Source organism: Streptomyces sp. NPDC111520 (assembly GCF_055635295.1).
The window spans coordinates 164,518-179,648 of sequence record NZ_JBVKBW010000011.1 but is presented as its reverse complement, the minus strand read 5'-3'; the positions used below and the strand labels follow the sequence as shown (position 1 = coordinate 179,648).

General features: G+C 72.6%; 16 protein-coding genes. 12 read left to right on the top strand and 4 right to left on the bottom strand.

All coding sequences use genetic code 11. The features are described from left to right. Positions 1-10 precede the first annotated feature (10 nt). Positions 11-1,057, bottom strand: a complete 1,047-nt coding sequence (locus ACZ7MY_RS26320; RefSeq protein WP_499605353.1) for a zinc-dependent alcohol dehydrogenase — start codon at positions 1,055-1,057, stop codon at positions 11-13. 153 nt (positions 1,058-1,210) lie between these two features. Here ACZ7MY_RS26320 and ACZ7MY_RS26315 point away from each other — a divergent pair, with 153 nt between their 5' ends. The 8 genes from ACZ7MY_RS26315 (at position 1,211) to ACZ7MY_RS26280 (ending at position 9,075) form a co-directional block, all read left to right on the top strand. Next, positions 1,211-2,611, top strand: coding sequence for an ABC transporter substrate-binding protein (locus tag ACZ7MY_RS26315; RefSeq protein WP_499605351.1), 1,401 nt, complete (start codon positions 1,211-1,213; stop codon positions 2,609-2,611). 34 nt (positions 2,612-2,645) lie between these two features. Beyond that, entirely contained in the window at positions 2,646-3,653 is a 1,008-nt protein-coding gene (locus ACZ7MY_RS26310) for a carbohydrate ABC transporter permease (protein WP_499605350.1), read from the top strand. Further along, the gene (locus ACZ7MY_RS26305; RefSeq protein ID WP_499605348.1) at positions 3,653-4,522 is read left to right on the top strand and encodes a carbohydrate ABC transporter permease; all 870 of its coding nucleotides are present in this window, start codon (positions 3,653-3,655) and stop codon (positions 4,520-4,522) included. Before ACZ7MY_RS26310 ends, ACZ7MY_RS26305 begins: the two co-directional genes overlap by 1 nt. A 35-nt stretch (positions 4,523-4,557) precedes the next feature. Beyond that, entirely contained in the window at positions 4,558-5,754 is a 1,197-nt protein-coding gene (locus ACZ7MY_RS26300; protein WP_499605346.1) for an ROK family transcriptional regulator, read from the top strand. A 75-nt stretch (positions 5,755-5,829) separates the two neighbouring features. After that, the gene (locus tag ACZ7MY_RS26295) at positions 5,830-6,642 is read left to right on the top strand and encodes a Gfo/Idh/MocA family protein (RefSeq protein ID WP_499605608.1); all 813 of its coding nucleotides are present in this window, start codon (positions 5,830-5,832) and stop codon (positions 6,640-6,642) included. 155 nt (positions 6,643-6,797) lie between these two features. After that, a complete protein-coding gene (locus ACZ7MY_RS26290) occupies positions 6,798-7,664 on the top strand; it encodes an NAD-dependent epimerase/dehydratase family protein (RefSeq protein ID WP_499605344.1) in 867 nt (288 codons plus the stop codon). A 77-nt stretch (positions 7,665-7,741) separates the two neighbouring features. Continuing rightward, complete coding sequence (locus ACZ7MY_RS26285) at positions 7,742-8,617, top strand: LysR family transcriptional regulator (protein ID WP_499605342.1); 876 nt, start codon at positions 7,742-7,744, stop codon at positions 8,615-8,617. A 104-nt stretch (positions 8,618-8,721) separates the two neighbouring features. After that, positions 8,722-9,075, top strand: coding sequence for a WhiB family transcriptional regulator (locus ACZ7MY_RS26280; RefSeq protein ID WP_499605340.1), 354 nt, complete (start codon positions 8,722-8,724; stop codon positions 9,073-9,075). Positions 9,076-9,207: 132 nt separating this feature from the next. On the opposite strand, the gene ACZ7MY_RS26275 is transcribed toward ACZ7MY_RS26280, so the two are convergent. After that, the gene (locus tag ACZ7MY_RS26275) at positions 9,208-9,333 is read right to left on the bottom strand and encodes a hypothetical protein (protein WP_499605338.1); all 126 of its coding nucleotides are present in this window, start codon (positions 9,331-9,333) and stop codon (positions 9,208-9,210) included. Between the two features lie 189 nt (positions 9,334-9,522). Here ACZ7MY_RS26275 and ACZ7MY_RS26270 point away from each other — a divergent pair, with 189 nt between their 5' ends. Next, a complete protein-coding gene (locus ACZ7MY_RS26270; RefSeq protein WP_499605336.1) occupies positions 9,523-9,840 on the top strand; it encodes a hypothetical protein in 318 nt (105 codons plus the stop codon). 64 nt (positions 9,841-9,904) lie between these two features. Further along, positions 9,905-10,345: a hypothetical protein gene (locus tag ACZ7MY_RS26265; protein ID WP_499605334.1), complete on the top strand. Its 441-nt coding sequence runs from the start codon at positions 9,905-9,907 to the stop codon at positions 10,343-10,345. A 49-nt stretch (positions 10,346-10,394) separates the two neighbouring features. Here ACZ7MY_RS26265 and ACZ7MY_RS26260 read toward each other — a convergent pair whose 3' ends face one another. Further along, complete coding sequence (locus ACZ7MY_RS26260; protein WP_499605332.1) at positions 10,395-10,820, bottom strand: nuclear transport factor 2 family protein; 426 nt, start codon at positions 10,818-10,820, stop codon at positions 10,395-10,397. 596 nt (positions 10,821-11,416) lie between these two features. After that, on the bottom strand, positions 11,417-12,217 hold the full coding sequence (locus ACZ7MY_RS26255) for an alpha/beta fold hydrolase (protein WP_499605330.1): 801 nt from the start codon (positions 12,215-12,217) through the stop codon (positions 11,417-11,419). A 221-nt stretch (positions 12,218-12,438) separates the two neighbouring features. Here ACZ7MY_RS26255 and ACZ7MY_RS26250 point away from each other — a divergent pair, with 221 nt between their 5' ends. Both ACZ7MY_RS26250 and ACZ7MY_RS26245 read left to right on the top strand, forming a co-directional pair. After that, positions 12,439-13,620, top strand: coding sequence for an ROK family protein (locus ACZ7MY_RS26250; RefSeq protein ID WP_499605606.1), 1,182 nt, complete (start codon positions 12,439-12,441; stop codon positions 13,618-13,620). Positions 13,621-13,912: 292 nt separating this feature from the next. Next, positions 13,913-15,094 carry an ROK family protein gene (locus ACZ7MY_RS26245; RefSeq protein ID WP_499605328.1) on the top strand — a complete coding sequence of 394 codons (1,182 nt, stop codon included), beginning with the start codon at positions 13,913-13,915 and terminating at the stop codon, positions 15,092-15,094. Positions 15,095-15,131: the final 37 nt, after the last annotated feature.

Sequence of the window (15,131 nt, the reverse complement as noted above, 5' to 3'; positions counted from 1 at the left end):
GAGGGGCCTCTCAGAACTCCAGGACGACCTGGAGCGCGTCGGCGGGACGCTCATCCAGCAGGACGTAGGCTTCGGCCGCGTCGGCGACCGGGACGACGTGGCTGACGAGGGACCGCACGTCGACGTGCCCCTCGGCGACCAGCCGCAGGAAGGTCTGCTGCAGGCGCTCGACGCTCCAGCGCCCGGAGAGCTGCGGCGGGACCCCGCCGATCTGGGAGCAGATCAGCTGGACGCGGTTGTGGTGGAACTCGTCGCCGAGCCGCAGGCCCACACCGTCGCCCTGGTAGAAGCCGGAGGCCACGACCCGGCCGCCGACCGCGACCGAGCGCAGGGCGTCGTGCAGGGCCGGGTAGGCGCCGCTGATCTCGATGGCGACGTCGGCGCCGCGGCCGTCGGTGGCGGTGCGGATCCGCTCGGCGACCGCGTCCGTACGGGCGTTGAGCGTGGTCGTCGCGCCGTACTCCGCGGCCTTGGCGAGGCGGACGTCGAGCGCGTCGACGGCGGTGACGCGGGCGCCGTTCAGCTGGGCGAGGCGGGTGGTGAGCAGTCCGATGACGCCCTGGCCGAAGACGGCGACGTCCTCGCCGAGGTGGACGTCGGCGCCGAGGACGGCGTTGTAGGCGATCGCGCCGACGCGGGCGAAGGCCCCGGCCAGCGGCTCGAGGCCGGCCGGCAGCACGTGCCCGACCATGCGCTCGGCGGGCACGACGCCCTCGCTGCGGTGGCCCCAGATGCCCCAGACGAGGTCGCCGACGGCCGGCATGCCGGGCACGTCCGTGAGTTCGGGTGAGACTTCCGTCACCTCGCCGACCTCGGAGTACCCCCAGCCTGCCACCGGGTACTCGATGCCCGCCGCGCCGTCGCGGAACAGGCGGGCCTCCGGGTCCCAGGTGCGGGTCAGGTACGGGTTGGTACCGCGGTACGCGGTGAGTTCGGTGCCGGCCGAGATGCCGGAGTAGCGGGTCCTCACGCGCAGATGGCCGGGGGGCAGGGGGACTGACTCGCTCGGGGCGACCTCCACCTGACGGGGGCCGGTGAACTGGACTACGCGTTCCACAGGGGGACTCCGGAAAGATCGGTTATGCGGTCCGTTCAGCCATCGACGGCTGACTTACGTCGAAGATATCCGAGACTTAAGTCTTGTCAACAAGCAAAAGTGGTGCTCTGATGCAACGCGTACGTAACGCAAGGCTGACGATGAGGACGGTTGATGCGCATGTGGTCCCGACGGTCGAGGGCGCTGGCGAGCGGCTTGGCCGCCGTAGTGGGAATCGGGGTGATGTCCGGCTGCGCGGCGCAGGACGCCGGCAAACCCGACAACAAAATCACCGTCTGGAGCCTGGAAAACCTCACCGACCGCGTCGAGGCGACGAAGAAGGTCGTCTCCGCCTTCGAGAAGGAGTCCGGGGTCGAGGTGAACCTCGTCGGGGTCGACGAGGGCCAGCTGCCTCAGCTGATCATGTCGGCCGCCGCCGCGGGCACCCTTCCCGACGTCATCGGCGGCATACCCCTCGCGCCGGTCTGGCAGATGTACAGCAACGGCCTGCTGAACACCGCCGCCACGAAGAAGATCGTCGACGACCTGGGGTCCGGTACCTTCAACGGCAACGCCCTCAAGCTGACCGGCGACGGCGCCACCCGCCTCGGCGTGCCCAGCGACGCCTGGATGCAGATCCTCGTCTACCGCAAGGACCTCTTCGCCAAGGCAGGTCTCGCCGCCCCCGACAGCTACGACGCGATGCTCAAGGCCGCGCGGAAGCTCAACAGCGGTGGCACCAGCGGCATCTCGCTCTCCACCGACCCCAGTGACGTCTTCACCCAGCAGAGCTTCGAGGACATCGCCCTGGCCAACGGCTGCGAACTCGCAGACGCCAAGGGCGACGTCACCCTCGACAGCCCGCAGTGTGACCGCGCCTTCGACGCCTACGCCAAGCTCGCCGGCGACTACGGCGCCCCCGGAACCCAGACCGTGGACACCACCCGGGCCGTCTACTTCGCCGGGCGCTCCTCCATGATCGTCTGGTCCACCTTCCTCCTCGACGAGCTGGCCGGCCTGCGCGGCGACGCACTGCCCAGCTGCGCCCAGTGCAAGAAGGACCCGCAGTACCTCTCCGACAACAGCGGGATCGTCACCGCGCTGAGCGGTCCCGACGCCGCCAAGCCCGCCCAGTTCGGCGAGGTCTCCTCCTGGGTGGTGACCAAGACCGCGGAGACCGCGGCCTCGGAGAAGTTCATCGAGTACATGATGGGCGACGGCTACCAGGGCTGGTTCGGCATGGCCCCCGAGGGCAAGATCCCGGTCCGGTCCGGAACCGCCGACGACCCGCAGAAGTACCTCAAGGCCTGGCGGGCCAGCGACATGGGCGTGGACACGAAGAAGTCCATGGAAGAGGTCTTCTCCCCGCAGCTGCTCGACGAACTCATCGCCGGGGTCAGCAACATGAAGCGCTGGGGCATCACCCAGGGTCAGGGCGCACTCGTGGGCGCCACCATCGGCGAACTGCCCATCCCCAAGGCGGTGGGCGACATGACCACCGGCCAGACCTCCCCCCAGGAGGCGGCCGAGGAGGCCGACGAGGAAGTCGCGTCCCTGCAGAAGTCCCTCCAGTGAGCCGCCCCCGGCCTCGTCCTTCAAGGAAGCAGTGATGAGCACCGCACAGAGCACACAGCAGCGGAGAACGCCGGAGGCGGGTACCGCGAACACCAAGCCCCGGCGCCAACTGACCCTCGCCCAGAGGGAGAACCGGGCCGGACTGGCCTTCGTCTCGCCCACCCTCCTGGTCGTCCTGGTCGTCGTGGTCCTGCCGATCGCCTGGACCGTCCTGCTGGCCTTCCAGCACGCCCGACTGGTCGACATCCAGGGCATGGGCTTCCTGTCCAACTGGACCTGGAGCAACTTCAGCGAGGTCTTCACCTCGCCCGGTTTCTGGACCTCGCTGTGGACCACGCTGGTCTACACGGTCGGCGCCACGGCGGGCTCCATCGTCCTCGGCCTGATCGCGGCCCTCGCGCTGCGCCGCCCCTTCCGCGGCCGGGCCCTGCTGCGCGGCACCATGCTGCTGCCGTACGTGGCGCCCGTCGTCGCCGTGACCTTCGTCTGGGAGATCGCGCTCAGCCCGCAGTTCGGCATCGTCAACGAGGTGGGCACCAAGCTGTTCGGCTGGGACGAACCGGTCGCCTTCCTGTCGACCCGGTCCCAGGAGATCTCCCTCCTCGGGTGGCACGTCCACGTGCCGCTGGCCCTGTTCACCGTGATCGCCTTCGAGACCTGGCGTTACTTCCCCTTCGCCTTCCTCTTCCTGATGGCCCGGCTGCAGGCCGTCCCGGAGGGCCTCGAGGAGGCCGCCGTCGTCGACGGCGCCACCATCACCCAGCGCTTCCGCCACATCCTGCTGCCCCAGCTGATGCCGGTCATCGCGCTGCTGGCGGTGCTGCGCTTCATCCTCACCTTCAACAAGTTCGACGACATCTACCTGCTCACCGGCGGCGGCTCCGGCACCGACGTGGTCGCCGTGCGCGTCTACGACTTCCTCACCGCCCGCTACGACGTGGGCGCCGCCGCGGCCCAGGCCCTCGTCCTCGCCGCGATCCTCGCCGTGCTGCTCGGCATCTACTTCAAGTTCTTCGCCAAGAAGGTTCAGGAGGAGGCGTGATGGCCAGTCGTGCACAGATCGAGGACCGCACCTTCGCCGTCCTGCGCTGGGTGGTGATCGCCGGACTCGCCGTCATCACGATCTTCCCCTTTTACTACATGCTGCTGCTCTCGGTGAAGCCCATCGACCAGCTGCTGCTCGACCCCGGCAAGCTGTGGGTCGGCACATCCGAGTTCACCCTCGACACCTACCGCACCGTCCTCAAGTCCGTGGACGACGGCGGCCAGGGCTTCCTGCGGATGCTCGGCAACTCCGCGCTCGTCGCGCTCGGCTCGATGCTGCTCACCCTGCTGGTGTCCGTCCCCGGTGCCTACGCCATCACCCGGCTGAGGTTCTTCGGCGGCCGGCAGGTCAGCGCGCTGTTCCTGGCGGTCTACCTCTTCCCCGCGACGCTGCTCGCGGTGCCGCTGTTCGTCGTGTTCGCCCGCATCGGCCTGCAAGGCAGTCTGTTCGGCCTCGCGATCGTGTACATCGCGCAGACCGTGCCGGTGTCCATCTACATGCTCAAGAACTACTTCATCACCATCCCGGAGAGCATCGAGGAGGCCGCCGCCCTCGACGGCGCCTCGCGGCTGCAGACCGTCCGGCGGGTCGTCCTGCCGCTGGCCGCACCCTCGTTGATGGCCACCGGGCTGTACGTCTTCATGATCGCCTGGAACGAGTTCCTCTTCGCGCTGCTCTTCCTGGCCGCCGATCCGGACAAGTGGACGGTGTCCCTGGGACTCCAGCAGCTCGCCAACGGCATCGAGGTGCCGAAGACCGTCCTCATGGCAGGCTCCGTCGTGCTGACGATTCCCGTGGTACTCCTTTTCTACGCGGCCGAACGGCTCCTCACCGAGGGCCTGACCAGCGGCGCGGACAAGAGCTGAGCACCATGGCCCGACACGAGGGGGAGCGAGCACGGATGGCTACGCCCTGGAGCACCGCCGGACACCTGCTGGAACTGATCAGGACCGGACAGGCGACCACCCGTGGGGAACTCCAGCGCGTGACGGGCCTGTCGCGCTCCACCGTCGGCCAGCGGCTGGACCAGCTGTTCGCCGCCGGCTGGCTGCGGACCGTACCCGGCGGGCAGTCCACCGGCGGACGGCCCTCCACGCACCTGCAGTTCGACGCCGGGCACGCCGCCGTGCTCGCCGCCGACCTGGACACCACCTCCGCCCGCGCGGCGGTGCTGGACCTGTCCGGCCGGGTACTGGCCGAGCACTCCGGGGAGTTGCTGCTCGACCAGGGCCCGGACCGGGTACTGGACGAGCTCGGCCGCTGGTTCGCCAAGCTCGTCGTGGCCGCCGGCGTCCCGGCGGCCACCGTGTGCGGCGTCGGACTGTCGGTGCCCGGCCCCGTCGACTGGACCACCGGCGTGGTGGTCCGGCCGCCGATCATGCCCGGCTGGGACGGGTACCCCGTCCCCGCCCGCATGCAGGAGGCGCTGGCCCGCCACGCCGGCCTGCCCGCCTCGGTGCCGGTCCTCGTCGACAACGACGCCAACCTGATGGCCCTGGGCGAACAGCGCGACTCCTGGCGCGACTGCTCGGCCTTCGTGCTGGTCAAGGTCTCCACCGGCATCGGCGCGGGCGTCGTCATCGACGGCACCGCCTTCCGCGGGATCGACGGCGGCGCGGGCGACCTCGGGCACATCCGCCTGCACGACGCGTCCGACGCCCTGTGCATGTGCGGTTCCCACGGCTGCCTCGCCGCCGTCGCCAGCGGCCGCGCGCTGGCCGGGCAGCTCAGCGCCCTCGGCGTACCGGCCGGCTCCGCCGCGCAGGTGCGCGAGCACCTCGACGCCGGCCACCCCGACGCGGTGCGCCTCGCCCGCGAGGCCGGCCGGCGCTGCGGCGAGGTGCTGGTCACGGTCGTCACCCTGCTCAACCCCGGTGTCCTGATGATCGCCGGAGACCTCGCCGAGACCCACTTCGTCACCGGGGTGCGCGAACTGCTGTACCAGCGCGCGCTGCCCCGGGCCACCCGCAACCTGCAGGTCGTGACCTCCCGCCTCGGTGACCGCGCCGCCCTCGCCGGCGCCACCGCCATGGTGGTCGAGCACCTCTACGCCCCGGACCAGGCCAACGAACGGCTGGCCGCCGCGGCCCCCAACTGACCCTGGAGCACCACCGTGAACACCCCTGCCCCCGTCGAGGTCGGACTGATCGGCGCCGGCCCCTGGGCCCGCACGATGCACGCGCGGATCCTGGCCGCCGGACCCGAGACCCGGCTCACCGCCGTCTGGGCCCGGCGGACCGAGGCCGCCCGCGAGATCGCCGACACCTACGGCGCGGCGACGGCCGGCAGCCCGGAGGAACTCTTCGACCGCTGCGAGGCGGTGGCGTTCGCCGTGCCGCCCGCCGTCCAGGCCGAACTCGCCGTACGCGCCGCCAAGGCCGGCAAGGCCGTGCTGCTGGAGAAGCCGCTCGGCCCCGACCTGGCCTCGGCACGCGCGGTCGCCGACGCCGTCGCGGAGGCCGGCGTCGTCTCCCAGATGGTGCTGACCAAGCGCTACCAGGCCGAGACCCGCGACTTCCTGCGCCGCGCACAGGAGGCCGAGGTCACCGGCGCGCGGTCCTGCTACCTGCACGGGGCCTTCCTGGGCGGGGAGTTCGCCACCGGCTGGCGCCTGGAACAGGGCGCCCTGCTCGACCTCGGCCCGCACCTGATCGACCTGCTCGACGCCGCCGTCGGCCCCATCACCTCCATCCGTGCCACCGGCGACCCCCGGAAGTGGGTCGAGGTCACCTGCGAGCACGAGAACGGCGCGGTCAGCCAGGCCTCCCTCTCCGGCAGCGTCCGGCTGCCGAAGCCCCGGACCCGCATCGAACTCCTCGGCCCGGGCGGAGAGCTCGTGTACGACACCTCCGTCATCGACCACGAGGAGGGCTGGCCCGTCCTGCGCGCCGAGTTCGCCGCCGCCGTCCGCTCCGGCCGCGCGGGCGAGCTCGACGCGCGGCGCGGACTGCGCCTGCAGGAGCTGATCGACGCCGCCCTGCGCTGACGTCCGACGGTGACGTCCGGCGGTGACGTCCTGCGGTGACGACCGGCGCTGATACCCGGCGGGCATCACAGGGCCGGGAACAGGTCTTGGACGCGCCGCCCGCCCCGCCCGAAGACTCGGAGGTGTCACAGCACACCACGAGAAGGGCGAACGTCATGAAGGTCTTCCTCACCGGAGGCTCCGGCTACGTCGGGCGGGCCACCATCGAGGCCCTGGTGCGCCGGGGCGTCCAGGTCGCCGCCCTGGCGCGCAGCGAGGACTCGGCCCGGACCGTCCGCGAACTCGGGGCCGTCCCCGTACCGGGGGACCTGACCGCGACGAACGTGCTGCGGGCCGCCGCACGCGCCGCCGACGGGGTCGTCCACCTGGGCCAGCACTACGGTCCCGACACCGCCGAGGTCGACCGTGCGGCGGCCGAGGCACTGCAGGACGGCGCCGGGCCGCGCCCCTACGTCCACACCGGCGGGGTGTGGGTCTACGGCGACACCGAAGGTGTGGCCGACGAGGACGCCCCGCTCTCGCCGCCGCGCATCACCGCCTGGCGGATGGAGAACGAGAAGCGCGTCCTGGCCCGCGCCGCGACCGGCGAGCGGCCCGTCCTGGTCATGCCCGGCCTGGTCCACGGCCGCTCGGGAGGGCTCGTCGAGACGTTCTACGCGGCCCCGGGCCGTGAGACCGGCTCCGTGCCCTGCGTCGGGGACGGCGCCAACCACTGGTCGACCGTCCACGTCGACGACGTCGCCGAGCTCTACGTGCTGGCCCTCGACGCCGCGCCCGGCTCCGTCTACGCCGGGGTCGACGACCTCCACCCGACGCAGGCCGAGGTCGCCCACGCGGTCAGCCGGGCGATCGGCCGGCCCGGACCCGTCCGGCACCTGACGGAGGAGGAGGCCGAGCAGCGGATGGGCCCCATCGCGGAGGCCTTCGCCCTCGACCAGCGGCTCACCGGTGCCCGGGCCCGCCGCGAGCTGGGCTGGCGGCCCACCCGGCGCGACCTGGCGGCCGACCTCGCCCGCCCGTGAGCCCGCCCCCCTGAGAAGCGCGGTCCGGGCGGATACGCTCGGATGTGTCCGTCCCGGCGAGGAACGAGGAGGGGCCCGTGGACCTCGATCTCCGCAAGCTGCGGTACTTCGTCGCGGTGGCCGAGGAACTGCACTTCGGCAGGGCCGCGGAACGCCTGCACATCGCGCAGCCCGTGCTGTCGCGGCAGATCAGGGCGCTGGAGGACGAGCTCAAGGTGCGGCTGTTCTCCCGCGACCGCCGCAGCACCGAGCTGACCGCCGCCGGCACGCAGCTCCTCTCCGACGCCGGACCGCTCCTGGCGGCCGCCGACGCCACCCGGCGGCGCGTCACCCGTGCCGCCCGGGGCCACGCCTCCTTCACCGTGGGATTCATGCCCGGGCTGATCGTCACGGGTGCCGTGCGGGAGTTCTCCGGCCGGCACCCGGACCTGTCGGTCGAGGTCGTCAGGACGGGCTGGGACGACCAGACGGAGGTCATCCTCGACGGGCGCGTCGACATCGGCTACGTCAGGATGCCCGTCGACACCCGGGGCCTGGCGACCCGCGGCCTCCTCGCCGAGCCCCGCGTCGCCGTCCTGCCCGCGGACCACCCCTGTGCCGGCAAGTCCGTCCTCGGCATCGCGGACCTCGCCGGCGAGCACCTCCTGCAGGACCCGGCCGCCGTGCCCGAGTGGCGGGACATCGCCCGGGAACCCGCCGGTCCGGGACGCCGGCCGGACGTACCGGTCTTCCGCTCCGTCGAGGAGAAGCTCGAGAGCGTGGCGGCGGGGCGCGGGGTCGTCGTGCTGCCGCTCTCCACCGCGACGTACTACACCCGTGCCGACATCGCCCACGTCGAGATCGAGGACATCGGCCCCAACCGGGTGTTCCTGGCCTGGGACGGCAACCGGCACGATGCGCTGATCGAGGAGTTCGCCGACATCGCCGTCGCCCGCGCCGACTCGTCCGCCTGACCGCTGAACGGTTTCCGCACCCGGTCCGTATTGAGGGCACGGGGACGAGAGGAGAGGCCCCGCGCGAAGGCGCGACGGGGTGGCGGAGCGGGAGAGAGACGCCGATGAATCTTGACGTGGTGGGGGAGCCGGGGCCGACGGGTGCCGGCGGCGAGGCCGACGTCTGGGTGGAGAACTGGGGAGCGCAGGCCATGTGCCGGATGGAGGACCCGGACGTGCTGTTCGTCCAGGGCGCCGCCCAGAAGCGGGTCAAGGCGGTGTGCGGCGGTTGCCCCGTGCGCACCGAGTGCCTGGCCGACGCCCTGGACAACCGTACCGAGTTCGGGATCTGGGGCGGCATGACGGAGCGTGAGCGTCGCGCTCTGCTGCGCCGCCGCCCCACCGTCACGTCCTGGCGCACCCTGCTGCGGACGGCGCGCCAGGCCTACGAGCGGGGACCGCAGCGGGCCTCCGCCTGAACGCGCCGCAGCACGCCGGAGGCGGCAGGACCTCAGCAGCGTTGTCGGACCACGCTGTTATCGTCACCTGTCATGGCGGCGGACGATGGAATCGCGCGGATCGGCGGGCGCCGGCCGGATTCAGACGACCCCCTACTGGGAGTGCAGGCCGGTCTCGTGTTCGCGGAGCACGTCGCGCCGCAGGACCTCGCGGTGGTCTTCGGCGCCGTCCCCTAGGAGATCCCCGAGCCCGTCGGCGCCGAGGCCAAGGCCGTCCACGAGAGGACCCACCCCCGTATCCGGGTCCTCGACGAACCCCGCCTCACCGCCTACGGGAAGGAAGGGGACTGGTCCTTCCTCGCCGGGGCCTTCGACCACCTGGTCCACTTCCGGGAGGACTTCGCGCTGCCCCGGGGGACGGGCCGGGCCGTCCTCCTCTACAACATCGCCGCAAAGGGCATGTACCGCATGGCCTGGTTCGAGGACGGCCGCCGGGTGTGGAGCGGCGAGATCCACGGCCGCTTCGCCGGTGCGGCCGAACCGGACGGCGGACACTACTTCGACCACGCGCCGGAGATGTCCTTCCTCAACTGGGCCATGCACGACGCGGGATGCCGTCCCGAGGTCCGCTACGCCGCCGGGCGCCCGGTCTTCGAGGACGAAGGCCGGATCACCGACTGGCGGGAGCGGTTCCTCAAGGGACTGGAGATCGCCTTCGGGATCTCCGTGTGCCAGGAGGCCTTCGACGCGGGCCAGTACCCGCCGGCCTCCGTGTGCGAGTCCTGATCACCGCCGGGCGGTTCGAGGGCGCCGGACGCAACCGGGCGGGGCGATCGGGCACCATGGCCCCGTGAGCACCATCGTCGAGTTCTTCGTGGCGCCGGGTGACGAGACCGCGGCCGCGGTCGGGGTCGGCGGCCCCGGCAGGGCTTTCGAGTCGCTGAAGTACGGCAACTTCGACGTCGAGGAAGCGCTGATCGAGTGGGAGGGCATCGTCACCGTCCGGAGCGTCGACGAACTCGTCGACGCCGGTGTGCCCAAAGCCGTCGCCGTCGCCGGCGACTGGGAAGGTCCCGTCGTCCTCGCCGTTCCCCGAGTCCTTCAGGACGCGCTCGCCGCCGCCGACGCGTCCCGGCTCGCCGAGATCGGCGAAGCGTGGATCCGGCAGCGGGCGGCGGACGGGGAGGTGTTCGACCACGAGATCGTGACCGAGATCCTGGGCGGTCTCGCCCGGCTGGCTCGCGGCCTCGGCGGGCGGGACGGCCACCGCCTGTACTGCTGGACGGCGTAGGGGCGCGGGCGTCACCGCCGGTCAACTCCCGCTCGGTCGAGCGCCCGTGTCAGTCCGGCGCGCCAGTGCCGTCGATCGCCGTGGCGACGGGCCCGCCCTCGCCGTACGCGTCGAACCCGACGATCCTGCCCTCCTCGACCGTGAAGACGTGCACGACCGCGGAGTCGAAGGGCCCGCCGGTCCCTCGGCCCGCGCCCTGCGTGCGTCCCACGGCGACGACCTGGCCGCCCTCCTCGAAGAGCCGGTCGGTCTCGATGCGGCTCTCGATCATGTGGAACGTCTTCTTGAATAACGCCGCGAAACCGGCGAGTCCGGGGTCCGCGCCACCGGCGGGCAGTGCGTCCGTCACCCGGATCCGGATCCCCGGGGAGGCGATGGCGGCCAGGGTGTCCCGGTCGGACCGCAGCATGGCGTCGTACATCGCCTCGGCGACCTCCTGTGGGGCCGCGCTCCCGGATCCTGGCGTCTCGGGCATGGCGATCTCCTGAGGTGATTCAAGGATCAACTGTTGGGAAGGTTGTCGGATCGTAGGCGAGCATAGGGGAATCGGGGGTTCCTTCGCCGGACGGTCCGAAGGGCGGGACCCGGCACGTCCGTTGACATCCCGTGGCCCGCTCGGGGCGTGCCACGCGTCAGGACCGAACACCTCGTGGTGGGTCGCCACGGAAGCCACCCCCGCCGGGTCCTCGTACCGGACGTGCGGTCGCCCGCCGAGCTGCCGCACGCACCCCTCCGCCTCGCAGCGCAACGGACGCGTCCACGAGGTGCGGTCGTGGTGGAGCACCATGCTGACCAGCGGCGCGACGCCGATGCCCGAGGTGGCGGGGGGGCAGCGGGGCGTCCGAGTCGTCGGGTACCGCCTCGCCGTACGGCGTGACATCCGGACGGTGACCCCGAGCCCCAGGTGCTCGTGCGGGAAGAGCGACAGGCGCCGACGACAGGCCGGCCGAACCGGCGCAGCCGGAACGCCCCGTCGCGCAGCGCGACGGCCATGGTGTGCACCGCCCGGCCGGGGAACGGCCCGGCCGGGGCGCGCCCACCGGGCCGGACGCGGCCTTCGGGCGGGGCGCGTCAGCCGAGCCCGTCGAGGAAGGCGGCCATCGCCTGGCGCAGCGCATCCGGGCGCTCCAGGTGCAGGTCGTGGCCGGTCCCCGGTACGCAGACGGCCACCGTCCGCGGCTGCCGGCGGCACATCTCCTCGGCCTCCGCGGCCCCGATGATCCCCTTCTCGGCCAGGACGACCAGCGTCGGGCACCGAAGCGCCTCCCACTCCTCCCAGAAGGAGCGCTCCGCGTTCTCCCGCAGGGAACCGACCATCACGTCCCGGTCGAAGCGTGGCCACCAGCCGTCCTCGCGCCGCTCCAGGCCCTCCGCCCAGCCCCGGCCGACCGGGCCGCCGCCGAGGAACGCGGCGGCGGACTCCACCGAGGGGAAGGGCACCGGCCAGGAGTCCAGCCACGCCCCGATGTCCGCGGGAACACCCGGGTTCGGTCCTCCGGGTCCCGCCTCGACCAGCACCAGGGCGCGGACCAGATCCGGGCGGGCCGCGGCCGTCAGCATCGCCGTGTGGCCGCCGAGCGACTGGCCCACCAGGATCACCGGCCCGGTGCCCGACGCCTCGACGACGGCCACGGCGTCGTCCACGTAGGCGGCGCGCGAGACGTCCCCGGGGCGCCGTTCGGAGGCGCCGTGCCCGCGCTGGTCCACGGCGACCACGCGATGACGCGGGCTCAGCCGGCGTGCGGTGTCGTCCCATTCGCCCGCGTGCCCCGCCAGGCCGTGCAGCAGCACCACCGACGGCTCCGGGCCCGGCCGCACGCGGCACTCCAACCGTACGCCCTCGCGGACCACCGTCATCCGGGACCACGTCATCGACAACCCCCTCCGTCGTCCCGCACCCTGCCGGACGCGGCGTCCGCCCGCAAACGACACCTCCCGGGGCCGCCCGCGAAAGCGGCCTCCGGGTGCCTTTCGGCGGTTTCTTCCCGGGCACCCACCCCGGTGGTACGGTCCGGTCCAGTCGTGGCCCCGTCCGGAGGGTGACGAGACGCACCCCAGGACGACCGGCGAGGGAGAAGCGCGACGTGAGACGGATGACGGCCCGTCCGGCCAACGGCCACCAGGCGCGGGTGCTGCGCCTGCTGCGCGACGCCGGCCCGCAGTCGCGGGCCGTGCTCGGCGACCAGGTGGAGCTCTCCCGGTCCAAGCTGGCCGTCGAGGTCGAACGCCTCCTGGAGACGGGGCTCGTGGTCCCCGACGGACTCGCCGCCTCCCGCGGCGGACGGCCCTCCCACAACCTGCGCCTCGCGCCGTCACTGCGCTTCCTCGGCGTCGACATCGGCGCCACCTCGGTGGACGTCGCCGTCACCAACGCCGAGCTGGAGGTGCTCGGCCACCGTGCCGCGCGGTTCGACGTGCGTGAGGGACCGGTCGCCGTGTTCGAGCAGGTCCTGGCCATGGCGGCCGAACTGCGCGCCGCCGGCGCCGCGGAGAGCTTCGACGGGGCGGGGATCGGGGTGCCGGGTCCGGTGCGCTTCCCCGACGGCGTGCCGGTCGCCCCGCCGATCATGCCCGGCTGGGACGGGTTCCCCGTCCGGGAGGCGATGAGCCAGGAACTCGGGTGCCCCGTCCTGGTCGACAACGACGTGAACCTGATGGCGCTGGGGGAGCAGCACGCCGGGGTCGCCCGTTCCGTGCGGGACTTCCTCTTCGTCAAGATCGGCACCGGGATCGGCTGCGGCATCGTCGTGGGCGGACAGGTCCACCGGGGTGTCACCGGCAGCGCCGGGGACATCGGCCACATCCAGGTGGTGCCGGGCGGGCTCCCCTGCGCCTGCGGCAACCACGGCTGCCTGGAGGCCTACTTCGGGGGCAGCGCCCTGGCCCGGGAAGCCGCCGCCTCGGCCGCCGCCGGGGAGTCGGCGTCGCTCGCCGAGCTGCTGGCGTCGGCGGGCACCCTGACCTCCGCCGACGTGGCGGCCGCCGCGGCGGGCGGGGACGGCGCGGCACTCGACCTCATCCGGCAGGGCGGCAACCGCACCGGCCAGGTGATCGCCGGCCTGGTGAGCTTCTTCAACCCCGGACTCGTCGTGATCGGCGGTGGGCTCACCGGCCTGGGGCACACCCTGCTCGCGAGCATCCGCAGCCAGGTGTACGGCCAGTCGCTGCCGCTCGCGACCGGCAACCTGCCGATCGTCCTCAGCGAACTCGGCCCGGCCGCGGGCGTGGTCGGCGCCACCCGTCTGATCAGCGACCACGTCTTCTCGCCGGTGTGACCCCCGGCGGCACCGACCGCCGGTACGCGGGGACGTCGCCCGTCGTTCGCCACGGCGCCGCCCCCCGTTGGGCGTCCCCCGTGTCCACGTCCCTTGCGTCGCAGGTGAGTTGGCACGCCTCAAGACTTTGTCCTGGAACCGGAAAAAGACCTTCCCGATTCCTGCGCAACTTCTTCCCCCACTGGGCGGGCGCTGCTACTTTCCCATCGAAAGCCTGACGGAGCGGGACCGGCCGATGCCGGTCCGGTATCCCCATGCCGCGGCCGGGGGAGGTGAGGGGCACGTGAGACGCATGACAGCTCGACCCGCCAACGCGCACCAGGCGCGGCTCCTGCGGCTGCTCCGCGACGGCGGGCCCAACTCCCGTGCCCAGATGGGGGACCAGATCGACCTGTCCCGTTCCAAGCTCGCCGTCGAGGTCGACCGGCTGCTGGAGACGGGCCTCGTCGTCGCGGACGGACTCGCCGCCTCGCGCGGCGGGCGGCGTTCGCACAACATCAGGCTCGCGCCCTCGCTGCGCTTCCTCGGCGTCGACATCGGCGCCACCTCGGTGGACGTCGCCGTCACCAACGCCGAGCTGGAGGTGCTCGGCCACCTCAACCATCCGATGGACGTGCGCGAAGGACCGGTCGCCGTCTTCGAGCGGATCCTCGAGATGGCCGCCAAACTCCGCGCCGCCGGCCTCGCCGAGGGCTTCGACGGGGCGGGGATCGGGGTGCCGGGACCGGTGCGCTTCCCCGAGGGCGTCCCCGTCGCCCCGCCGATCATGCCCGGCTGGGACGGCTTCCCGGTCCGCGAGGCACTCAGCCAGGAACTGGGCTGCCCCGTCATGGTCGACAACGACGTGAACCTGATGGCCATGGGGGAGCAGCACGCCGGGGTCGCCCGCTCCGTCGGAGACTTCCTCTGTGTCAAGATCGGCACCGGCATCGGCTGCGGCATCGTCGTCGGCGGTGAGGTGCACCGCGGTGTGACGGGCAGCGCCGGCGACATCGGCCACATCCGGGTCGAGGCCGACGGACGTGCCTGCGCCTGCGGCAACAAGGGCTGCCTGGAAGCCCACTTCAGCGGCGCCGCGCTCGCCCAGGACGCCCTGGAGGCGGCCAGGGCGGGACGGTCCGCCGCCCTCGCCGCCCGCCTCGAGGCAGCCGGGCAGCTCTCCGCCGTCGACGTCGCCGCGGCGGCCGCGGTCGGCGACGCGGCCGCACTGGAACTCATCCGTGAGGGGGGCAACCGCGTCGGGCAGGTCATCGCCGGACTCGTCAGCTTCTTCAACCCCGCGCTGGTCGTGATCGGCGGCGGCGTCACCGGCCTCGGCCACACGCTGCTCGCCAGCATCCGCAGCCAGGTCTACCGCCAGTCGCTGCCGCTCGCGACCGGCAACCTGCCCATCGTCCTGGGTGAACTGGGCCCCACCGCCGGTGTGATCGGCGCGGCCCGGCTCATCAGCGACCACGTGTTCTCCCCGGCCTGATCCCCCCACCGGCCGCACGCTCCACCGGCACCACGGC